Genomic DNA, 21885 nt, shown 5'->3' on the forward strand with positions numbered 1-21885 from the left:
TCTATACATCTCCTCCAATTTTACTTAATATTTGAATTTGTCTTTTTGAATAATGTCCATTTAAAGCTTGCTTTACAGTTCTATGCAGAAAGTCCAAAATATTAGGCATTAAGACATTGTTCGGATAATCATTTACCTTTCCCCCTGCAATTCCTGGTAACTTATTGAACCAAAAATGTCCTTTGTCTTCCACTTTAGTTATTTCAACTTCAATGTTCACTTCTTTCAAAGCCTCATAAAATAATAAAGATTGGGTTGGATTGACAATTGTATCTTTTTCACCCCAAATTAAGTAAAAGATTGTATCAAAAGTTGGCACTGCCATTGCATCTTGAATATGAGCAATTGGAGATGCGGCATAAAAATCGCTTTCATTACCATCGAAAGGTAGTCCTAATAGACGTTCGTTCATATTCACATCCCGAACAATAATTGGATTTTTACATTCATAAGCTAAATCATAAAGTCCGTAGACCCCGATAACAGAACAAACTCGATAACTAAAAGAGTGATTGCTTAAGGCAAATAACGACGATAAATAGGCACCGGCTGAATCACCGATCAACCCAATTTTATTAATATCCAATTCTTTTTTATTGGCGTTTAAAACGAGCCAATTCATCGCTTGCTTCAGATCTTCAATTACTGCTGGAAAAGACGCGTAGTTGGGCGTGGCTAGTCGATAGTTGATGGCCATTACAAAATAGCCCTCTTGCGCAAACTTTTCCCCCCACTCTTTATACATTTCTTTTGAACCTGCCTGGAATGCCCCTCCATGAATAAGTACTAAAATTGGCAAAGGCTCATTGAACTTCAAAGGCATGTATAAATCTGCTGTTAAATATTCTTCTTCAGTTTCACCATAGACTACATTTTTTTCGACAGTAAACAAGTCGTATCATCCTCTCCATAACCATTTATTAAATTGAAAACAAAAAACCATAGCCGTATAGACCGCTCACGAGGAGCCGTCGATAACAGCTATGGTTTGCCTTTTTTTAAGACCACCCATTGCTATGAATGATATGGGACACACAGGGGAACTGTGCGCTATTATACTATCAATTTTAATTATATATAATTTTCTGTACATTGTAAATAAATTTTATATTTTTTTGAAAATAGCCCTATCTAATAATAAGACTGCAACTGCAGAATTATCATCCAAACTCCAAGACTCATAGCTTTCAACAATTTTGCAGCCAAGAAATTGTTCGAATTCCGTATTTCGACGCTCTTTTACTAATTCCATAAATGATCTTCTAGCATCCAAAACCATTTTTCGTCCCTCAGTATTAACCATTAATGTTTTTTCACGCTTTGTTAAAATACCTCTAAGAATATAAACGATCGTATCTCCCATCAACCGGACTTCGGTTTGCTTCGGACCTTTTCCGCCAACGCTTTTCAAGAAACTATTAATCAAATTTAAAAGTTCTAATTCGAATTGCTCAATGTCCATTGTTTTTTCGGTCAAGTTTCAATCCCTCACAGTGTTAGAAGTTTTTAAAACTGCTATACCAATTCTGCCTTGTTATAATTGCGCAAAGAATGTCCTTCCATCATCCTTAACTCATCAGAACTTTTACTTTCTATTCATTCACCATAAACTAAAACAAGAATTTTCTCAATACGGAAATTTTGCTATATGAAAGTTTCGCAGTATAAAAAACATTCTAAAAAAGAAATGAAATAAGAACCAAATGCAAGTGAGTATTCGTTACATATGTTTGATTTAAGAAGGCGTATTAGTTTAAAATTTTTACTTCTGACAACTGGATTGAATCTTTTTTCTGCATTATCTATCATTATTTCAACCGAGTTAATCCATTTATGAACTTTGTAGGTGGAAAATAGCACGTGTGAAAAATTCATAGTTGTTTGAATTAACATGAATGTACAAATAACGTGAGAGTTTGGTGTACAGATACCCTAAAATAAAAAGGTTGAAAATAAATACCTATACAAGGAGTATGCATGATTTTTTAGATCGTGGGAGGTGCCAGATTCTCATTCTGAACTAATTCAGAAATCTGCACCTTCCAAAATCTCATAAATATATAGATGATAATCCTCCTGTTTATTTCTTTGACTTTTTACTTCCAATTTCCCTTCATATAATGATTCTCCCGTTTCCAAATCTCCTATAAAGAAGATATGCTCTTTATTTGTTGCGGAAACGGCATATAACCTTCCATTCATCACTTTCAAATAAGGATTTTCATCATCCGTTGAATCTGCTATATCAAATATCAGTTTTTCATCCCATTTTTCGTTTTCTATGTCATACTGGTTGACCTCTATACCATTCGCTGTTTGTAACGGAATAAAAATTGTAGAGTGAAAGACAGCAGATGCTCCGCCTATAGAATCAAGTATTTCATCAGGAACAGCTAATTTTTTAGTCTGGTTATTTTCTATATCGTAAACCACGTATTCATTAGCGATTATGTTTGGTTGACCATCATCTTGCATGCTTTTTTCTTCGGAAGCCTCAATGTGAATCAATAGATATTTACTTTTCTCATTGTAATCTCCAGCATTGATTACTCGTATATCAGTCCAGCCATATTCTACCGTCGGTGTAGAAGCGATTGTGTCATTGTGTACCAACTTTTGCCCTTTCAAATTAACCGTATATGCATGGAATTCACCTCTGCCATCCATAAGAAGGTTATGGGTAATTATCTTTAATTCGCCCTCTATTACTTGGACCTTCTCAACACTCATCCAACTGTACTTTTCTCTTTCTGGTACGTCTAATTCTAAGGACGTAATTTTTTCTGATTTTTTATTGAGTACTTCAATTTCAAAGGTTAATTCTTTCATCGGTTGTTCATAAAAATTCTCCGCTTGAATTCGGGCATATGCTACTGTATTTTTATCTTCAAAGAAATGATTAGCTGTTAAATCCTTGCTGCGCATAAAGCTCCTACGCTCTTTTACCAATCCTTCAAGAGTCGGCGGAACACTCATCCTCTCTATTTTTTTGAGAAAAGGTAAATGATTTGGATCAATTGTTTTTTCATTTGTGATTTGTAAGGATTGAGATCTATCGCCTGCCTGATAATCCCCGGTTAAAATTAAGTTCTTTACTTCATTTTCATTGCCACTTATTTTTTTAAATTCAATTTCCACATGATTGTTTGTAGCGAAACTCGACTGTATATAAAATGTTCCAATACTAAGTACGATAACCAAACAAATTGAAATAATTTTCCAATAGCGTTTCATGTATGTGATCTCCCATCAAACTCTTACTTTATTTTTTATTAGGAAATTAGCAGTCCAAATGGAGCAAGCCGCCACAACAAGACCTGTTGCTAATTCCATGAAAAATAGTTCTGTCGGATAAAAGTAATTCTTCAAAACAAATGTATTCACTAGTAACGGTGCAAAAAAGACGAGTTGGGAAGCAGCACAAAAAAGAATGCCATACATAATTCCTTTTACTCGGTAAGAACGTTCAAACAAAATAGCCGTGAAGACAATCGATACAACCCCTACTCCAGCAGCATAGTAAAGAACAAACTCACCAAGAGTGTTTGGTATTAACAGAGCCACATTTGGAATGCGTGTAATTTCATTAATAGAGAGATCGGTACGAAACTCACTTGGAACTATCCACTTTAAAATTTTGTTCTCCACTGGCATTAAAAGCAGTTGCAATGCAATGAGGCCCAGAACGTACAGTAAAATCGTTGCAGCCTTGGCCAAATAGACTTGAATGCGCGCAATTGGTAACATGAACAAGCGGTAACTAAATGTATTTTTTCCGAGCCAGTCCCGATACCAAATAAAGAAAACATAAATCAGCAGGGTAGCAGCACCAAGTGCAATGGGTCCCATAAACCAAGCTGATTGGGAAAAATCATAAAAAGAAATCGGCGCGAGTTGAATATCGCCCTTCGTCATATGCTCCTCGTTAATCCATTCATTTGCCCGATTTACATGCATTCGTGCTGTTGTAATAACGCCAATGATCTGAGTGAGGATCGTAATTCCAATTAAAACGAGATACAGTTTAAAAAATCGGTTGAACTCGAAATTGACCAACTTCAGATATTGTTTCATGCTTCATACACCTCTCTCATTACATCAACTACCGATTTACCTTCTTTTTCTCGTATTTCTTCCGTATCAAATTCTTTTAAAACGACGCCGTTATCCAGTAAAACGACTTTATCAATTAAATGCTCAATATCATTAATTTCATGGGTCGTTATAATGACGCCCCGGTCTTCAATTAAATGACTCGTAAATACATCGGCTATTTGTTCACGGCTGAATATATCAATTCCGGAAAACGGCTCGTCCATTAAGACATAATCGACATCCATCGCTAAACCGAGTATCAGGTTTACTTTTGCGGTATTTCCTTTAGATAGATCAGAAATTCGATCTGTCTCCTGCAGCTTAAAAAACCGAAGAAGTTCACTGGCTCGTGCTTGATTCCAGCTGTCGTAAAAATCAGCCATGAAGACGAATGCATCCCGTATTTGCATTTGCGGCAACATCGTGATCGTATCTGGTATAAAAGTGATTTTTTCATAGCTTTCTTTATGAATTTTTTTTCCGTCAATCAGAATTTCACCGCTCGCAATGGGGGATAATGCCATAATCGCTTTCATAATTGTTGTTTTCCCAACACCGTTAATACCAATTAAACAAGTAATCTTTCCTTTTTCAGCTGTAAAAGAAACACCATTTAATACTTTCTTCTTACCAAACTTTTTTGTAACATCTTTTATCTCAATCATAAGAATCCCCCATTCCATTAGTTTCCTTCTTCATACTTATCCTTGGCTAAATGCAGGGCCTCATGAATAGGAATATTGATTGAACGAATCGAATGAACGAATGTATCAACGGCCTCTAAAATCAATTCCTCTCTAACCATTTCTAGTACTTGCTCATCCTTTGAAATGCGACTGGGTAAATTCCCCTCCGTAAGTATCAAACCTTGTTCCTCCATTTCTTTATACGCCCGTTGCGCCGTATTTGGATTAATTTTAAGCTGATTCGCCAGTTCTCTTCTCGATGGAATCTCCTGACCGGGTTCAAAGTAACCTGAGGCAATTTGTTCTTTAAAATGCCGGATCACTTGTACATAAACAGGATCACGATTATTAAACTTGACTTTCATAGATCCAACTCCTAAAAACGTAATGTGTTTAGCGTATTAAGTGGGTGATACAGTGATTGCAAAAAAATAGCATCTGTTTTCAAGCATTGTAGTAAAACCCGTCATACAGCCGTGATAAAAGTGCGTATTAAGTCATTCATACAGTAACTTTAAAAAAGTCTTCCACTGCATTCAAGCGCAGTTACACCTCGTGCATATATAAGGTATAAAAGAATTTAAACGTATTAATGGGTTAATACACTCTACAATATGTATTATATGCGTAATACACTTTTATTGTCAACATCACAGTCATAGTTCAAGATTATTTGCGAGCAGACCAAAATATAAGTACCTACGTGGAAAACATTCATGATTGTACAAATTAACGGATAATTTGTCGTAAATGTACCTTTTATCAAAAAGTGTGGTAATGAAGTAGTTTTTATGTTGAAAAGGAGCGATTAATTTTAAACAACACACAAAAAAGAGCTCGAAATATTAGGGCGTTACATGCGTCAACAGGATGGAATACCGTTTCCTTGTATCACCATGCTTGTTCCTCCAATTTCAAACTCTTTCAAAATAATATATTCATATGGTAAAGCTAGGTTACTAGCATCTCTTCCTCTTCTTGTTTCAAAAGACGCCTTTTCTCAACTCTTGCTACAACACGAATACTTATTTCATATAATAAAATCATTGGTATTAAAACGAGTAATTGACTAATAAAGTCCGGCGGTGTAATCACTGCAGATAATAGCGCTAAAATAACATAGGACCATTTTCTTGTTTTTTTCATTGTTGCTACCGTCAATACTTCAATCGTTGCTAAAAATAAAGCAACGATTGGTAATTCAAACATTAAAGCAATTGGTACGGTTGTATATAATAAAAATCGAGCATATTCACTAGCGGATATCATCACATCAAAATGAATTGCACCTAAACCTGTTAGAAAACTATAACTAATCGGATTAATCACTAGATAGCCAAACGTTAAACCAAATAAAAACAATAGAAAAATAACTGGTGTATATAAACTAAAAAATTTACTTTCACGTTTTGTCAAACCTGGCTTAACAAATTGATAAATAAAGTGACATATAAAAGGTATTGACAAACCAATCGAAAGGGCTAGTGATATCGTCATATAAAATGACAACACATCAAATGGACTAAGAATCAGTAGTTTATAGTCTTTTATTATATAGGGAAACCAAAAGTGAATCGTACTTAACGCGAAAATAAAAACGATTGTAAATACTACTGCCGACTTGATTAACTGTCTTCTTAATTCGTCTAAATGACCGAATACTGCTGGATCATTCATTCTTTTAGATTCTTCAGGCATCGTAACACCTACTTTTATTCACATTTTTTTCTTTTCTTCCGATTCTTCATTGTCAAAATCCATGATCTCCTTTGTTGATTTCTTAAATTCCGCCAATGTTTTGCCGACTGCCCCACCAATTTCAGGTAACTTTCTTGGTCCGAACATAATTAAAATAATTACTAAAATAATAATTAATCCTGGTACACCAATAGCCGCTAGGTTCATATACACCACTCCTATTATATTATCGATTCTACAACCTTTTTATCATCTTATGAAATGTATTATACATAATATTCACACTACAGAGATGTTCAGCTAGATAAGTCATTCTCAATGTAACTGTTTTCAGTGCGTCATAATTCAAGCTAGTCACACCATAGTATGTTACTAGGAGGGGTGCATATGTCGGATCAGAAAAAGCAAGAGAAGAAAAATGAGGACAATCAGCCCGAACAAGAATCGAGACGTCGTTTCTTGAAAAACTCGGGATTAGTTGCTGGTGGTATTGTTGGTGGTGGTTTATTAGGTTCATTTATCGGCAATCCATTTACAAAAGACATCACAACATCCAATAAAGATGAAAGACCTAAAAAGGAATTTACAGAAACAAGAATGTTTTTCACTCGATTTGAAGACTTTTTTGTATTAGAAGCAGCAGTAGAAAGAATTTACCCTGAAGATGGTAATGGACCAGGTGCAATTGGTTTAGGTGTTCCATATTTTATAGATAAACAATTAGCAGGCCCGTATGGTTCGAATAAATTCGACTATATGAAAGGTCCTGTTCAAGAAGTAAAAGTTGCCTCATCTTATCAGACGTTAATGTCACGTGGTGAAGTGTTTATTGAAGGTATTCGAAAGTTGAATGCTGAAAGTCTAAGAAGCCAGGATGCAAAGTTCTATGATTTAGAAGGCGAACAACAAGATGAGATACTAAAAGCAATGGAAGCTGGAGAAATCGGATTGCGTGGTGTTAAAGGTCCTACATTTTTTAACTTATTACGTCAAATGACGATTGAAGGAGCGTATGCTGACCCGCTTTACGGTGGAAACAAGAATATGATGGGATGGAAAATGAAAGAACATCCAGGAATTCGTCCAGGTTATAGTGATTTAATCGAAGAAGAGAAATTCCAAATCATTGAACGAATGAGTTTAAAAGATTATCAGGGCTAAAAAATAAAGTAATATTTCAGGGGGATTGTCATGGCTATAAAATTAGACAAAGTAGATGTTGTCGTAGTGGGTACTGGTTGGGCTGGTGGAATCCCATCAGCAGAACTAGCAAAGAAGGGATATAAGGTAGTAGCTCTAGAACGAGGAAGGGATCACGACCATAGTGATTTTGTTGGCTCTAAAGACGAGCTGCGTTATGCATCTCGCTATGAAATTATGACAGATAACTCTATTTCAACTGTCACAGCGCGCGGTACTTTAGATGAAGAAGCATTCCCACTTCGAACGCAAAGTGAAAATTTTGAAGGTAACAACGTTGGAGGTAGTAGTGTACACTGGTCAGGCGTTACACAACGTGGACGTAAATTTGATCTCCAAGCACGTTCTATTACGATTGACAAATATGGAGAAGATAAAATTCCGGCAGATATGAATTTACAAGATATGGGGATAACATATGAAGAATTAGAACCTTATTTTGACCAATTCGAAAAAACAGCTGGTACATCTGGTGAAGATGACCCAATGGGACCACCACGTAGTGATAGTTATCCTACAGGACCAATGCGTCCTTCATACCCAGTAAAATTATTTAAAGAAGCAGCATCCAAATTGGGATACCATCCAATTATGATACCGTCTGCCAACCTTTCTGAGCAATATGAAAATCCGGATGGAGAAACAATTAACGCTTGTCAATATTGTTCATTCTGTATGATGTATGGTTGTGATTTCGGCGCGAAATCAGACCCGGTAGCAACAGTTATTCGTACAGCTAAGAAAACAGGTAATTATGAAATACGTACAGAATCTTATGCACGCCGTGTGATACATAAAGACGGAAAAGCTTCCGGTGTTTTGTATGTAGACATGCGGACGGGAATGGAATATGAGCAACCTGCCGACGTAGTTGTTTTAGCAGGTTACACTATCTCTAACACACATTTAATGTTACTTTCGGAAATTGGGAAACCATATGATCCAAAAACAGGCGAAGGAGTTATTGGTAAAAACTCTGCCGGATTAGCATCTCCAGGTGGAAGTGCGACTGGTTTCTTTGAAGATAAAAAATTCAACTTATTTATGGGTTCAGGTTCCTTAGGCGGTACATTTAGTGATCTGGATAGTGACAACATCGATAATTCTGACTTAGGCTTTATCGGTGGAGGGATTTGTGAAATTCGTCAACGTGGCTCAGGGCCGATTGGTTCCAACCCAGTACCACAAGGCACACCACGATGGGGGAAAGAATTTAAAGAAAAATCACTTCACTACGCAAATCGTATGTTAAGTGTTGGATTCATGTCACCGTCATTCGGTTGGAAATTTAACTATATGGACTTAGACCCAAACTATACGGACATGTTTAATGACCCATTATTAAGAATTACACACTCGGTTACTGAACAAGATAAAAAATTCTCAGAGTACTTTAGTGCACGTGCAGAAGAAATCATGAAGGAAATGGGAGCAGACATTATTGAGAAGGGTAATCCACCTCAAGAATGGAGGCATACACAAGGATATGGTGAAACAAGTGGCGGGGTAATTATGGGAGATGACCCAAAGACTTCGGCAGTAAACAACTACTCTCAAGTCTGGGATATGGATAATTTATTCGTAATCGGAGCATCTGCATTACCACATAAAATTCCTCAACAAACAGGTACACTCGGTGCATTAGCATACCGTGCTGCTGAAGGAATTGACAAGTACTTATCAGATGGTAGCGGGTTACTAGTTGAAAAGAAATCAAATGCAATAAAAGCATAAACAGCCAGTTAATTTGAATACATGCAATGGGACGTAAGATCATACTACGTATATATATTTGACGTAGTATGAACCTCACGTCCTTATTTTTAATAAATAATAATCCATTGATATTGTAGTAGAAAGGGTGTTACTATTTTGAAAAATACATCGTTCAACATCATCCTACTCATCTTTACACTTACACTTGTCGCTTGTAGTAACGGAAAAATTGAATCAAACATATCCGCGACAGTTGCAGACTTCGAATTTACAGACCAACATAATGAAACATTTTCATCAGAACAATTAAAAGGCGACTGGTGGATTGCTTATTTTTTCTATACGAACTGTAAAATGGTCTGCCCACAAACAACAGCCAATATCGTAAACGTTCAAGCGACACTAAGGGACGCTGGTATGACACCACCAATCATTGGCTTTAGTGTAGACCCTGATTTCGATACACCAGCAGTACTTCAAGATTTTGCAGCAATATATGATGCAAACTTCGAAAACATGACCTTTTTGACCGGATATGACTTTGACAAAATAAAAGAACTATCCAACAAATCCTTTAAAACCGTATTAGACGGGGGAGGACCAGAAGACCATGTATATGCACATAGCACATCTTTTTTCCTTATCAATCCGAAAGGCGAAGTCATCAAACGGTATGACGGCCTATCGAAACTAGATTATGAAAACCTCATTGCAGATGCGAAAAAAGTAATGTGAAAACAAAAACTTCATGATTCAAACAATAGGTTTTCATTTGCCTTCCTTATGAGAACGACATAGGGCCGGTATCATACGAAAATGCTTGGATTATTGGCACGGACTTAGTACGGACTGTACGCGATACGAAATACCGCGATGTGCTGGCTGTCGGAACGTATACACCATGGAACAAACAAACGTATTTTGGATACTACGCGAAAGATATTGGCTTAATTCAAAGGGGCGATGGTAGTGGAAAGCAAGTAATGGAAGGTGCCTGTAAAGTAGGCACCTTTTTAATTTAAGAAAATCTCTACTTTCGTTCCTTTTCCAATGTCACTCGTCAATGTAATATGTCCTCCATGTGCCTCGATAATGTCTTTCGAAATGGCAAGCCCAAGTCCAGTGCCGTGAATGTTGTCCGTATTGGATCCTCTGTAATAACGGTTGAATATTTGTTCAATGTCTTGCTTTGCAATGCCTTTCCCATCGTCTTCGATTGTGAGCCCTGTATCCGAAACACTAATAGTGATCGCTATGTCACGATCATTATGAATAATCGCGTTGTGAATGAAATTCAAAATGGCTCGTTTCATTAAATGCCGGTCGATACTCCATATTGCATTGTGTGCGTTGCCTTCAAATGAAATTGCGTGATCGCTGTATCTCGGGTCGTTCAATACATCTATAACTATTTCGCGGACGAAGCTTGCGGGACGTGTATCTTCACGATGTAATGGCATTTCCTGATTACGTAAGCGCATCGTTAAATTAAAATCATCCAATAGATCCTTCATATAAATGGATTTTCGTTCGATGATTTCCGCATACTCTGCACGTTCCGATTCCATCACGTCTTGTCCACGTAGCAATTCTGCAAAGCCTCGAATGGATGCGAGAGGCGTTTTTAAGTCATGCGAAACATTGCTAATCCATTCTTCGCGCATCTTTTCAAGCTTCATGCGCTCCTCTTCATGGGCCTGCAATGTTTCAGAAACTGAATTCAAATTTGAAAAGACTGGTTTGAAGACACCTTGACGCTTCATTTTTTGGATGGAGAAATTTCGCTCTTTCAGCTGTGAAATCCGGTCGATTATGTACGAAACCGGCTTTGTTATGATCATGCTAAAAAGCAATCCGACGAGCATTGCGATAAGCAGATCGGCAATTGTAATGCCGACGAATGCTTTTGATACATAGGACAGGAATGACTGGGCATTGAACATGAAGACAACACGCTGTTCAGTGGAATTTTGAACGCCCAATAAATAGCTGTATTCTTCAAATTGACCGACATAATACGTTGTTAATTGATCGTCCATATACTTATAAATATGGACGAGCTCAACCGGACTGTAGTGTGTAGGTGCATCTTTGGGTGCAAGGGCAGCAGTAACGACATGCCCGTTTGAATCTAGTACTTGGAGCCAACCGCCAAATTCCCGAAGTGCCTGAATCCCTTCGTCTGTAATGAGGGGCTGCTCATTTTCCGTCGACAGATAACGAGAAAATTGGCGGGTGAAAGATTCGCCGGTATCAGTAGATAAGCTGTCATTGCCGTTTGTCTGTTGGAAGTAAAGTACACCGATTAATATAATTAAATTAACGAAAATGACAATAAAGACAATGCTCAAGACTGAAAATAAGTATTGGACAGTCAACTTCCATTTCATCGAATCACCTATTTCACAATGAATTTATAGCCCAATCCTTTTACGGTTGTGAGATATGCAGGCTTTGATGGATGATCCTCAATTTTTTCGCGGAGGCGGCGGATATGAACCATTAACGTATTATCCGCACCGAAAAAGTCTTCCCCCCAAACACGTTCAAAAAGTGTCTCTTTGCTCAAAATTTGATTTGGATTCTGCATGAAAGAAGCCATCAATCCCATTTCTTTAGCTGTCAGTTCCAAAGCTACGCCGTTCTTCAGTACTTCGGTTTGCGCCTCGTTCATAGAAAACGGTCCAATGGCAATCTCTTTAGGTTGGGAAGTTGCCTCTATTTCATGATAGCCAGCACGTCTTAATTGGGCTTTCACCCTGAAGGCGACTTCCTTTGGGCTGAATGGTTTTGTAATATAGTCATCGCCCCCAAGAGCGAGCCCTAAAATTTTATCTGTTTCGTCGGATTTTGCTGATAGAAATAAAATGGGGATATGGGAAACTTCTCGAATCTTTTTGCATAAATCATAACCTTCCCCATCTGGAAGCATGATGTCTAAAATTGCTATATCCGGCGAGGATGCTTCAAACTGCTCCCAACCTTCCCTTACGGATCCAGCCGTTTTGATCTCCGAAAAGCCTTCCTTCATAAGTGCAGTTTCCATTAAATGACGCAGATCGCTTTCATCATCTACGATTAAGATGCGTGGTTTTTCCAAATGATACACTTCCTTTCAAGCAACGTTGACCCAAGTATAAAGCAATTCTCTAAAACCCGCCCGTATTTAAGGATAATGTAAGGTCGGCGTAAAATTAGCTTAAGGTTCGCCAAGTATAGTAAAGATATACGAAAGAGGTGCAACTAAATGGAGTCATTATTACTTGTGAAAGACGTTGAAAAAAAATACGGAAAAGATGCGAATACATTCAAAGCGCTTGAACATATTTCGTTTGAAATCGATCATGGTGAGTTTGTTGGAATTATGGGTCCTTCGGGAGCAGGGAAGTCCACGTTGCTGAATGTCCTAGCAACGATCGATACACCTACAACTGGAGATATTTATATCGGGAAGGATAACATTGCAAAGATGAAAGAAGAAAAACTTGCGGATTTTCGGCGAGACCATCTAGGATTTATCTTTCAAGATTATAATCTATTGGATTCGTTGACTGTCCGCGAAAATATCTTATTGCCATTAGCGATTGCAAAAATTAAACCCGAGGAAATTGCTAAGCGGGTGGATGAAATCGCGGGTACATTCGGCATATCAGACTTGCTTAATAAATACCCGTATCAAATTTCAGGTGGACAGAAACAGCGTACAGCAGCAAGTCGCGCATTAATTTCCAATCCGAAAATAATTTTTGCGGATGAACCGACAGGCGCGCTCGATTCAAAGTCGGCCACAGATTTGCTTGAAAGTATGAGTTCGTTAAATGAAAAGCATGAAACGACGATTATGATGGTGACACATGATGCTTATGCAGCAAGTTTTTGCCGCAGAATTTTATTTATTAAAGACGGACGGCTATCGAAAGAGATTTTTCGTGGAAGTAAGACGCGGAAAGAGTTTTTCCAAATGATTTTGGATGAATTGGCGCAAATGGGCGGTGATGTGAATGACGTTATTTGAATTGGCGTTGAAAAATATCCGCCGCAATATGAAAAGCTATTCGCTTTATATAGGCTCCACCGTCTTTTCCATCTTGATATATTTCACATTTGCTACGTTAAAATATAGTGAGGATATTAGTGGAATGGCTGAAACGTCAAAGCAGATTAAAGGAATCATGGGGGCATCTGCATTTGTGCTCATGATTTTCGTAGCGATCTTCATATTGTATTCCAATTCATTCTTCATGAAAAAGCGGAAGAAGGAAGTTGCGCTCTATTCTTTATTAGGCGTACGCAAAAAGTCGATTGGATTCCTTTTGTTCTTTGAGAACATGGTGATTGGGTTGGTATCGCTCGGTATTGGTGTTGTTTTAGGCTTTTTGTTGTCCAGAATGTTGCTCACCATTCTCTTGAAGCTGATGGGTCTCGACATCGTTGCTGGATTCGCTTTTTCAATGAACGCGCTAATTAATACATGTATAGTATTTTTCATTATTTTCTTATTCACTTCGTTGATGGGACATCGTATCATTTACCGTTTCAAGTTGATTGATTTGTTCCATGCGGAAAAAAAGGGAGAGAATGTGCCGAAAGCAAGGGTCATCACAGCCGTACTAGGTGTGGCGTCGTTGGCAATCGCGTACTATCTTGCCTTGCAGGACTTAACGGAATCACAGGTATGGCGTGTGTTTGGACTAGCAACCCCGATTGTCATCATCGCCTTTACAGTACTCGGCTCGTATTTGCTGTTCCATAGCGTATTAGTGTATGTGCTGTCAGCTTTGAAAGGAAATGCACGCTGGGCTTGGAAAGGTCTTCATATGATGACGGCGTCACAGCTGCTTTACAGGATAAGAGGAAACGCGAAAACGCTAACGCTAATTACGATATTGAGTGCGACGACCATTACATCAGGAGGCGCAGTTTTCGGTGTTTATTACAATGCCGAAAAAAATGTGAGGGAGTATACTCCTTACACATTCATGTGGGAAGGAGAGAAGCAGGCTATCGACACGTCGATAATCGAATCGGAAATCACGTTCTATAGCAAGATGATCCGAGTTGCACTCGATAAGTATGAAATGGAATATGTTGTAATTGATGAAGCGACCTTCGGCAAGTTGGCAAAGGATTTAGGTTGGTCAGATATTCAAAAGTTACGACAGAATGAGGTCTTTGCAATCGATGCATTTTTTGATGAACGCTGGTCTGAAAAATTGGATTCTGTAACGATAAACAAGGTAGAGTTTCCAGTCGCCAAATTCTATGATAAAGTGCTGTTCAATGTCGAGACGTTAGGTGGAAATGCAATTGTCGTACCGGAACAACTGTATGACGAAATCAAATCCGATGAGACACTGATACAAGCTGTCAAAGTAACCAACTATAAAAACCAGTCTGCTGTATCGGACCGGTTAGCTGCTTCGACCGAGAACTTCTCAAGTGCGACAGCGGATTATAAAAATACAATCGAATCGTTGGGTGCATTGCTTTTCGTGGGAAGCTTTTTAGGGCTTGTCTTCCTCGTCGCAACAGGCAGCATCATCTTCTTCAAAATGATGACTGAAGCGGAAGAGGATAAAGCGAAATATGCAATTCTTCATAAAATTGGCGTCTCAAAAAAGGATATGAACAGGACGATTCGTGGGCAGGTCGGCGTCATCTTTACAGTTCCGCTTGTTCTTGGACTTATTCACGGAGGCGTTGCATTGGTCGCAGTGTCCAATATGTTCATGATGGATTTCCTTGTGCCAGTCGTCATTTGGATGTTGGCTTACACAATGATTTACGCGATGTACTATTTTGCTACGGTACGCAGCTTCATTAAAACAATTAGAAGAGGATATTTGGAGGGGTAATTATGAGAAAAGGATTAATTTTGGCAGGTGTCATCGCCGTGTTATTAGCTGGGGCTGTCTTTGCGTTAGCAAAGGTGGACTTTAACAGAATGGGGAAAGGCAATGCCTACTATCATATCTCACCAGCGCATTCGGTTGAAGAGACAAAACTGGACTCAGGTGAAATCATGAAAAGATACTTGTATACTGGTCCTGCTTATAAAGAAAATGGTAAAGAAATCGAAGTAGAATTCACAGCAGCAAAAGAGCTGCGAAAAGGCGCATATTTGAAGTTATATCTGACTAAAGGAGATGACGTCACTTCTTATGATGAAGTGGAATTGTCAGATATTCCCGATAAGGTGAAGTTTTAAATTCTAAGTTAAACCCGTCCAAACACTATCGGACGGGTTTTTTTACTTTATAAGAGAAACATTTATGATAATTTGAATTGGCGTAAAAGTGTCAATAAACGTGTAGATTTAATGCATGGTTAGAATGAAATGTTTTACCCTTCCGTTTCAGGAAAGAATGCCTGGGCTGTAGAGATGTCTACCAGTGAAGGACCGTTCGTCTGGAATGCTTCTTTCAGCAAATATTCTAGCTGGGTCTCTGGCTCTGCCCGAAATCCTTTCCACCCGCAAGCTTCCGCTACCTTCACGAAACCAGGGTTTGTTAAATCCACACCTACTTCTTTCTTCCCCATGACGTTAATTTTGTCTCTCTCCATTTGCAGAGCTCCATTATTTAACACAACGACGGTAATATTGAGTTCATAACGGGTGGCAGTCAATAGATCTGCAAGCGTCATTTGAAGTCCACCATCCCCGACTACCGCTACTACTTGTTTTTCAGGGTTTACGAGCTTCGCGGCCATCGCAGCAGGAAGGCCAAAGCCCATCGTCCGCCAATAACCTGAAAATAAAACGGTTTGATCTTTCTGCTGGAAGTTACGGTTTGTCCACACCGTAACATCTCCTGTATCAAGTGCCAAAACAGCGTCTGCAGCTACTGTTTGGTCAAGGGCACGGATAATTCGCGAAGGGTGGACGGGATAACCCGCAGTGCTGCCTTCTTGATTGTTTTGTTGAGCCCATTTCTCTTTTATTTCTTGGCAGCGGAGCACCCAGTCTTCTTTTTTGGAAAATCCTTGAAGGCTCTCTAATAAGAGAGGAAGAACTTCTTCACTTTTACCGGCGATACCGAGTTCGACGGGAATACCTTTTTCAAATTTACCAAAGTGGCGATCAATCTGAATTATCCTCGCGTCGTTCGGCACATATCCTTCCGGCCACCAGGTTGTTCCTGCCAAAAGCACAACATCTGCTTCTTTAAATAATTCAGCAGCATACGGATTGCCTCCTTCGCCGATTCCTTGCAAAACATTCGGGGAAGGCTCATTAAATAAGCCTTTTCCACCTAAGCTTGTCAGAATGCCAGCTCCCCATAATTCAGCAAGTTTCTCCACTTCTTTTATAGCGAAAGTAGCCCCGGCGCCTGCGAGAATCATTGGACGCTTGGCTGTTTTCATTATTGCTGTTGCCTTTTCCAGACTATTTTCCGTAAAAATGGACGTGCCCTCTATAATATTGGGCAATGGACGAGGTTTACTTGAAGCAGACATTGTAAATAAATCTTTTGGAATAGACAGATGGGTGACAGCCCGTTGCCCGAGTGATGTTTGTGCCGCTTTTTGAAGAAGTTCGACCGTTGCATCGGGACTTGCTAAATTAGCGGAATAAGAGGCGAACGGCTTCATTAGCTCCTGCTGGTCTACATATTGCGGGAATTCAGTACCGATTTTATCACTCGGTGCTTGCCCCGTAATTGCCAGTACAGGAGCTTTGTCAGCATAGGCATCTCCAAGCCCGTTCAGTAGATTGGCCGCCCCAGGACCCATTGTCGCTGTACAGACACCGAGCTTGCCTGTTAGTTTCGCCTCCGCAGATGCCATAAAAGCAGCTGTTGACTCGTGTTTAACCGCAATGAATTGAATTTTATTCTGTTTGGCCAATGCATCGATAAGTCCGATAATGGTATCGCCTACAACTCCATAAATACGTTTTACACCGAACAAAGACAATTGATCAAGCATTAATTCAGCAACCGTCTGGTCTGTTTTTTTCATAACATGCGAACCTCCTGTATTTATTATTTTCGACTTGAAGGATATAAAATGTTTTAATCTTCATTCTTATTGTTCTTTCACTTAAAAGCATTGGTTAAACATTATTCTGCTTTTATAAATATTGCCTTTAAAATGATTGCTGTGGTGAATCTTCTTATATATAAATGTAAAGACGATTGGTATTTAGCGATTAGGAAATAAGCTTCATCCATTTCCAATAATAGTATCCGGCTACTGCACAAAGAGTAAACCTTAAACCGGAAATAATGGCGCTAGTCAGAGAATAATTATGAAGTATAAACGTTGAACCATTAGTAAACAGGGTACTAATGAAAGTAATAGGGTGAAGGCGGGAATTCTTTTTTACAGGACAGCTTCAGTCAGGGCCAGACAGAACGTTACGCCATTTTAGAAAGGAATGTTCATATGAAATATGTGATTATTGGCGGTGACGCAGCAGGAATGAGTGCTGCCATGCAATTATTGAAACATGATCTAAGTGCGGAGATTACAATTTTGGAGCAGGGAGCGGTGTATTCCTACGCGCAGTGCGGAATGCCGTATGTGATTAACGGGGTTGTTAAGTCGGTGAATGATCTCGTTGTACGCAGTGTGGAGACGTATCGGAATAAATTTGGGATGGATGCGCGTGTGCACCATCAAGTGGAGAAAGTCGATACGGAGGAAAAGTTGGTCTCGGGAAGAAACGTAAAAACCGGCGAATCATTTTGTATACGATACGATAAACTACTTACAGCAAGCGGGGGAAGTTCATTTATCCCGAATTGGAAAGGAGTTGATTTGCAGGGCGTTTATTCGGTAAAGACACTAGCGGATGTTGAAGCAATCATGAAGAAAGTTGAAAATGTTATTGAGGATGTCACAATTGTAGGAGGCGGGTATGTCGGGTTGGAAATGGCGGAAAGCTTTAGGTTGCTTGGAAAGCGTGTTAGGATATTGATCCGCAGTCGGCAAGTGGCAAAGACATTCGATGAAGAAATGGCAAAATTAATTGAAGAAGAAGCTGAACGTCATGGGATCGAGATTTTATACGAAGAGGTATTAGAAGAGATTATTGGGGAACATTTCGTCACGTCTGTCCGCACAAACAAACGTACATACGAGACGGATGTTGTCCTGGTTGCGGCGGGTTTGCGTCCGAACACAGAGTTTCTTAAGGAAACGGGAATTCATTTGGCTAAAAACGGAGCGATTTATGTAAATGAATGGATGGAAACAAATGTGGTGGACGTCTATGCAGCAGGTGACTGTGCGATGCAGTATAACCGTATTACACAGGTGGATGAGTATACGCCGCTCGGGACGCATGCGAATAAACAGGGCCGGGTTGCGGGGTTGAATATGGCGGGAAAGCACCGTGCATTTAAAGGAATTACGGGCACATCCATTTTGAAATTCATGGATTTAGCTTTAGGGAAGACCGGGTTGTCTGATCGGGAGGCGTTTGCAGCAGGTATTGCGTATTTGTCGATGATTGTGCGGTCGAAAACGCATGCATCGTATTATCCGAATGCAAGGTCGCTGACGGTTAAATTAACATTCAGGCGTGAAGATGGTTTGCTGCTTGGCGGGCAGGTGATTGGCAAAGCGGGGGTGGATAAGCGGATAGATGTGCTTTCCACTGCATTATTCAATGAGATGACAGTTGAGGAATTGGAAGATTTGGATTTAAGCTATGCGCCGCCCTTCAACAGTACATGGGATCCGATTCAGCGTGCGGCGAGAAAAGCGGTCGCCAAGCTGGAAGATAAGTAGGTAGAGGGGAAATTTGAAGTCTCCTGTCCGCAATATAGATAGCATGCGGAAGGAGATTCTTCGGAAAGTTCTAATCTGTTAACTGATCTTCTGCTGTGGGCAATGCAGCAGGCTGAAGCGCTATTTTACCCGACTTTTTCGTTTTCGGATAACCAATCAGGATTGCAACTATGCCACAAACTCCCATGAGTATCGGATAGAAAGAGTAAGGTAGGATGCTTAGAGGAGAAATCGCCGCGAGTCCGGCAGCTGCAAGCATTTGACCACCATATGGGACGATACCCTGCCAGCAGCTGGCAAACAGGTCGAGCAGGCTTGCAGATTTTCTTCGATCAACATCATACTCATCCGCAATCTGCTTTGCCAAAGGACCGGTCATCAGGATAGAGATTGTATTATTGGCTGTTGCGATATCTGCTGCACTCACAAGTCCTGCGATACCGAACTCAGCACCTTTTTTGGATTTGATTCGTTTTGAAATGAAGTTCATTAGGAAGTCGATACCCCCGTTGTATTGGATAATTCCGACCATCCCTCCAATCAAAATTGCAATGATTGCTAAATCCTCCATACTGATTAAACCTTCTGCAACTGTTTGCAGGAACGATACAAAACTATAAGAACCGTCAATCATCCCAATAATACCTGCAAAGACTGTACCGCCGAGCAGTACGATGAGTACATGTACCCCAAAAAGTGCGGCTCCAAGAACGGCTAGATATGGTAACACCTTGATGAAATCGTAATGAAAATCTCCGGCAACTGTCGCGACATTCCCTCTCGTCAAAATACTTAGAAGAATTGCCGTTATAATTGCTCCAGGCAGAACGATTAAGAAGTTTACTTTAAATTTCGCATTCATCTGTGTTTGCTGTGTCCTAGCCGCCGCAATAGTTGTATCTGAAATCATGGATAAGTTATCACCAAACATTGCTCCGCCAATAACGGTTGCCATCGCGAGTGCTAACGAAATATCCGTTTGGGATGCAATTCCGATGCCGATCGGCGCCAGTGCGACTACGGTTCCCATGGAAGTCCCCATCGATATAGAGATGAAGCAGCCGATTACAAATAGACCGACCATCAGCAAGTTTGCCGGCAAAAATGACAAGCCTAAATTGACGGTAGACTCAACAGCCCCCATTCCTTTTGCGGCTGTTGAAAAAGCACCAGCCAGAATGAAGATAACAGCCATCAGCATAATATTCGGATGGCCTGCACCTTTCGTGAAAATCTCCACCTTCTTCAGAAACTTTTCCTTTGGATTCATAGCCAACGCAATAAATGAGGCGATGATAACTGCCACATTCAAAGGCATGCTTGAGAAATCCTCTGTCAGAATACCTGTTCCAATAAAAAGCATAACAAACACGAGTAGAGGGAACAGTGCCCACGCACTCCCTTTATCTCTTTTTAATTCTGTCAATAAAATCCCTCCAATTTTTCTGTCGATAGTTCTTCTGTGAAAACCCAGGAATCATTGCTTTGATAGTAAAACCAAGTAATTCTATCAGTATTATAAATTAAGAGAATTCTACCTTATTAAAAAATAGTTGTCAATACAGTAGTGGAAACCTTTAGAATAATTTATTTAATTACTTTACATATAGTATAGTATTGTGATAGGTTAAGTGTAATATTGAAAGGATGATGGTAATGGCTCAAGTTGAAAGTTTTCTGCTCGATCATACAAAAGTAAAAGCTCCATATGTCCGAATGGCGGGGACAGAACAGCACGCAAAGGGGAGCGCTCTCCAAAAATACGATTTACGGTTTCTCCAGCCAAATGAGGACGCTATGCCAACAGCAGCTGTTCATACACTTGAACATTTGCTGGCTACGTATTTACGTGATGAACTGGAAGGAATTATAGACATTTCACCAATGGGTTGCCGTACCGGTTTTTATTTGATAATTTGGGATGAACACGAACCGAAAGAAGTAGCTGCTGCGTTAACAAAAGTCTTAGAGAAAGTGATCATTACTGAACATATACCAGCTGTTTCTGCAGAAGAATGTGGAAATTACCGGGATCATTCTTTATTTGCTGCTAAGGAATACGCTAAAATTGTTCTCGAAGCGGGGCTGAGTGACGATCCGTTTGTACGAACTGAACTTGCGGAAAAAATTTAAAAGGTACCAGGCCCTGATACAATTTATAATTGTTCGGGGACCTGGTACCTTTTGTTAATGCATTCGGAGATTCGACACCACTTAAACATCAAAAAAACCTTTGTAACAAATCTGACAAATGTAAGCGTTTCGAGTTTGAATGAATTGTGAAAACCTTCACAAGGCTGTTTCAATCCGTAAAAAACAGTGTATGATAAGAGTAGTTAAAGAATTGGTCCAGGTTTCCAATACGGGAATCAAAATACAAACCAAAAAGGAGAATGAACAACATGTGGGTTATCACATTGTTCGAACAAGAAAACGTACGGATTTTTGAATATGCAGAGAAAACAGAAGCAACGAACGCACTGAAAAACTTCAGCAAATACGCTCTTTTGTCTTATACAAAATAAATGGATCGACACCCCACCCGTGGCTATGAGGCTACGGGTTTTTTGTGTCCAGTAAAGTATAACTTCTTCCTGTGAAATCTAGTGGTAATTTTGTATTCATAGCGGTTGTGGACATAGGACGAGGCTGGGACAAAAGGATTCAAAACGATAAAAAGCCGAACGTTTACAAAACATTCAATCATAGTTTTGTAAAAGAGTTCGGTTTTTTCTATGCAAAGAAACTGCAA

The 21885-nt window shown here is 39.4% G+C and carries 21 protein-coding genes; 9 read left to right on the forward strand and 12 right to left on the reverse strand.

Annotated elements, in window-relative coordinates; translation table 11 throughout:
- Window position 1 precedes the first annotated feature (1 nt).
- From H7J92_RS12900 to tatA, 8 genes are all read right to left on the reverse strand, one after another.
- Window positions 2-892, reverse strand: a complete 891-nt coding sequence (locus H7J92_RS12900; RefSeq protein ID WP_221837318.1) for an alpha/beta hydrolase — start codon at window positions 890-892, stop codon at window positions 2-4.
- Window positions 893-1105: 213 nt separating this feature from the next.
- Window positions 1106-1477 carry a Na-translocating system protein MpsC family protein gene (locus tag H7J92_RS12905; RefSeq protein WP_246602928.1) on the reverse strand — a complete coding sequence of 124 codons (372 nt, stop codon included), beginning with the start codon at window positions 1475-1477 and terminating at the stop codon, window positions 1106-1108.
- A gap of 548 nt (window positions 1478-2025) precedes the next feature.
- A complete protein-coding gene (locus H7J92_RS12910; protein ID WP_221837321.1) occupies window positions 2026-3234 on the reverse strand; it encodes a hypothetical protein in 1209 nt (402 codons plus the stop codon).
- 15 nt (window positions 3235-3249) lie between these two features.
- Complete coding sequence (locus H7J92_RS12915; protein WP_221837324.1) at window positions 3250-4074, reverse strand: hypothetical protein; 825 nt, start codon at window positions 4072-4074, stop codon at window positions 3250-3252.
- Window positions 4071-4760 carry an ABC transporter ATP-binding protein gene (locus H7J92_RS12920; protein ID WP_221837327.1) on the reverse strand — a complete coding sequence of 230 codons (690 nt, stop codon included), beginning with the start codon at window positions 4758-4760 and terminating at the stop codon, window positions 4071-4073. The genes H7J92_RS12915 and H7J92_RS12920 overlap by 4 nt, the downstream gene beginning before the upstream one ends.
- Window positions 4761-4777: 17 nt before the next feature.
- Window positions 4778-5146 carry a GntR family transcriptional regulator gene (locus tag H7J92_RS12925; protein WP_009498603.1) on the reverse strand — a complete coding sequence of 123 codons (369 nt, stop codon included), beginning with the start codon at window positions 5144-5146 and terminating at the stop codon, window positions 4778-4780.
- A gap of 586 nt (window positions 5147-5732) precedes the next feature.
- Complete coding sequence (tatC, locus tag H7J92_RS12930; RefSeq protein ID WP_009498602.1) at window positions 5733-6479, reverse strand: twin-arginine translocase subunit TatC; 747 nt, start codon at window positions 6477-6479, stop codon at window positions 5733-5735.
- 18 nt (window positions 6480-6497) lie between these two features.
- Window positions 6498-6686 carry a twin-arginine translocase TatA/TatE family subunit gene (gene tatA, locus H7J92_RS12935; protein WP_009498601.1) on the reverse strand — a complete coding sequence of 63 codons (189 nt, stop codon included), beginning with the start codon at window positions 6684-6686 and terminating at the stop codon, window positions 6498-6500.
- 180 nt (window positions 6687-6866) lie between these two features.
- On the opposite strand from tatA, the gene H7J92_RS12940 reads away from it, so the two are divergent.
- From H7J92_RS12940 to H7J92_RS12950, 3 genes are all read left to right on the forward strand, one after another.
- Window positions 6867-7640, forward strand: coding sequence for a gluconate 2-dehydrogenase subunit 3 family protein (locus H7J92_RS12940; RefSeq protein WP_040759832.1), 774 nt, complete (start codon window positions 6867-6869; stop codon window positions 7638-7640).
- 30 nt (window positions 7641-7670) lie between these two features.
- Window positions 7671-9413, forward strand: coding sequence for a GMC family oxidoreductase (locus tag H7J92_RS12945; protein ID WP_009498599.1), 1743 nt, complete (start codon window positions 7671-7673; stop codon window positions 9411-9413).
- 138 nt (window positions 9414-9551) lie between these two features.
- Entirely contained in the window at window positions 9552-10130 is a 579-nt protein-coding gene (locus tag H7J92_RS12950) for an SCO family protein (RefSeq protein ID WP_009498598.1), read from the forward strand.
- 278 nt (window positions 10131-10408) lie between these two features.
- On the opposite strand, the gene H7J92_RS12955 is transcribed toward H7J92_RS12950, so the two are convergent.
- Window positions 10409-11785: a sensor histidine kinase gene (locus tag H7J92_RS12955; protein ID WP_009498596.1), complete on the reverse strand. Its 1377-nt coding sequence runs from the start codon at window positions 11783-11785 to the stop codon at window positions 10409-10411.
- Window positions 11786-11793: 8 nt separating this feature from the next.
- Complete coding sequence (locus H7J92_RS12960) at window positions 11794-12495, reverse strand: response regulator transcription factor (RefSeq protein ID WP_040759830.1); 702 nt, start codon at window positions 12493-12495, stop codon at window positions 11794-11796.
- A 147-nt stretch (window positions 12496-12642) separates the two neighbouring features.
- Here H7J92_RS12960 and H7J92_RS12965 point away from each other — a divergent pair, with 147 nt between their 5' ends.
- Genes H7J92_RS12965 through H7J92_RS12975 form a run of 3 tightly spaced genes read left to right on the forward strand, consistent with a single transcriptional unit; the run spans window position 12643 to window position 15603 of the window.
- Window positions 12643-13410 (forward strand): ABC transporter ATP-binding protein, encoded by a 768-nt coding sequence (locus H7J92_RS12965; protein ID WP_009498594.1) that lies wholly within the window; start codon window positions 12643-12645, stop codon window positions 13408-13410.
- The gene (locus H7J92_RS12970; RefSeq protein ID WP_221837330.1) at window positions 13397-15250 is read left to right on the forward strand and encodes an FtsX-like permease family protein; all 1854 of its coding nucleotides are present in this window, start codon (window positions 13397-13399) and stop codon (window positions 15248-15250) included. The genes H7J92_RS12965 and H7J92_RS12970 overlap by 14 nt, the downstream gene beginning before the upstream one ends.
- A 2-nt stretch (window positions 15251-15252) precedes the next feature.
- Window positions 15253-15603 (forward strand): YxeA family protein, encoded by a 351-nt coding sequence (locus H7J92_RS12975; RefSeq protein WP_221837333.1) that lies wholly within the window; start codon window positions 15253-15255, stop codon window positions 15601-15603.
- A gap of 134 nt (window positions 15604-15737) precedes the next feature.
- Here the strand turns inward: H7J92_RS12975 and H7J92_RS12980 are convergent, their stop codons facing one another.
- On the reverse strand, window positions 15738-17357 hold the full coding sequence (locus tag H7J92_RS12980; RefSeq protein WP_009498590.1) for a thiamine pyrophosphate-binding protein: 1620 nt from the start codon (window positions 17355-17357) through the stop codon (window positions 15738-15740).
- Window positions 17358-17783: 426 nt separating this feature from the next.
- Between H7J92_RS12980 and H7J92_RS12985 the strand changes: the two genes are divergently transcribed.
- Entirely contained in the window at window positions 17784-19133 is a 1350-nt protein-coding gene (locus tag H7J92_RS12985; RefSeq protein ID WP_221837336.1) for an FAD-dependent oxidoreductase, read from the forward strand.
- Window positions 19134-19203: 70 nt separating this feature from the next.
- On the opposite strand, the gene H7J92_RS12990 is transcribed toward H7J92_RS12985, so the two are convergent.
- Window positions 19204-20496: a Na+/H+ antiporter NhaC family protein gene (locus tag H7J92_RS12990; protein ID WP_221837345.1), complete on the reverse strand. Its 1293-nt coding sequence runs from the start codon at window positions 20494-20496 to the stop codon at window positions 19204-19206.
- A 293-nt stretch (window positions 20497-20789) separates the two neighbouring features.
- On the opposite strand from H7J92_RS12990, the gene H7J92_RS12995 reads away from it, so the two are divergent.
- Window positions 20790-21266 (forward strand): S-ribosylhomocysteine lyase, encoded by a 477-nt coding sequence (locus tag H7J92_RS12995; protein ID WP_040759829.1) that lies wholly within the window; start codon window positions 20790-20792, stop codon window positions 21264-21266.
- 269 nt (window positions 21267-21535) lie between these two features.
- Window positions 21536-21658, forward strand: coding sequence for a hypothetical protein (locus H7J92_RS17870; protein ID WP_281422295.1), 123 nt, complete (start codon window positions 21536-21538; stop codon window positions 21656-21658).
- Window positions 21659-21885 lie beyond the last annotated feature (227 nt).

Source organism: Sporosarcina aquimarina (assembly GCF_019748715.1).
GTDB classification, from domain to species: Bacteria; Bacillota; Bacilli; order Bacillales_A; family Planococcaceae; genus Sporosarcina; species Sporosarcina newyorkensis.

Excerpts from the sequence above, each read along its gene's own strand:
- H7J92_RS12910 (WP_221837321.1), bottom strand. The coding sequence starts at position 3,234 with ATGAAACGCTATTGGAAAATTATTTCAATTTGTTTGGTTATCGTACTT.
- H7J92_RS12915 (WP_221837324.1), bottom strand. The coding sequence starts at position 4,074 with ATGAAACAATATCTGAAGTTGGTCAATTTCGAGTTCAACCGATTTTTT.
- H7J92_RS12920 (WP_221837327.1), bottom strand. The coding sequence starts at position 4,760 with ATGATTGAGATAAAAGATGTTACAAAAAAGTTTGGTAAGAAGAAAGTA.
- H7J92_RS12925 (WP_009498603.1), bottom strand. The coding sequence starts at position 5,146 with ATGAAAGTCAAGTTTAATAATCGTGATCCTGTTTATGTACAAGTGATC.
- tatC (WP_009498602.1), bottom strand. The coding sequence starts at position 6,479 with ATGCCTGAAGAATCTAAAAGAATGAATGATCCAGCAGTATTCGGTCAT.
- tatA (WP_009498601.1), bottom strand. The coding sequence starts at position 6,686 with ATGAACCTAGCGGCTATTGGTGTACCAGGATTAATTATTATTTTAGTA.
- H7J92_RS12940 (WP_040759832.1), top strand. The coding sequence starts at position 6,867 with ATGTCGGATCAGAAAAAGCAAGAGAAGAAAAATGAGGACAATCAGCCC.
- H7J92_RS12945 (WP_009498599.1), top strand. The coding sequence starts at position 7,671 with ATGGCTATAAAATTAGACAAAGTAGATGTTGTCGTAGTGGGTACTGGT.
- H7J92_RS12955 (WP_009498596.1), bottom strand. The coding sequence starts at position 11,785 with ATGAAATGGAAGTTGACTGTCCAATACTTATTTTCAGTCTTGAGCATT.
- H7J92_RS12965 (WP_009498594.1), top strand. The coding sequence starts at position 12,643 with ATGGAGTCATTATTACTTGTGAAAGACGTTGAAAAAAAATACGGAAAA.
- H7J92_RS12970 (WP_221837330.1), top strand. The coding sequence starts at position 13,397 with ATGACGTTATTTGAATTGGCGTTGAAAAATATCCGCCGCAATATGAAA.
- H7J92_RS12975 (WP_221837333.1), top strand. The coding sequence starts at position 15,253 with ATGAGAAAAGGATTAATTTTGGCAGGTGTCATCGCCGTGTTATTAGCT.
- H7J92_RS12980 (WP_009498590.1), bottom strand. The coding sequence starts at position 17,357 with ATGAAAAAAACAGACCAGACGGTTGCTGAATTAATGCTTGATCAATTG.
- H7J92_RS12985 (WP_221837336.1), top strand. The coding sequence starts at position 17,784 with ATGAAATATGTGATTATTGGCGGTGACGCAGCAGGAATGAGTGCTGCC.
- H7J92_RS12990 (WP_221837345.1), bottom strand. The coding sequence starts at position 20,496 with ATGCTTTTTATTGGAACAGGTATTCTGACAGAGGATTTCTCAAGCATG.
- H7J92_RS12995 (WP_040759829.1), top strand. The coding sequence starts at position 20,790 with ATGGCTCAAGTTGAAAGTTTTCTGCTCGATCATACAAAAGTAAAAGCT.
- H7J92_RS17870 (WP_281422295.1), top strand. The coding sequence starts at position 21,536 with ATGTGGGTTATCACATTGTTCGAACAAGAAAACGTACGGATTTTTGAA.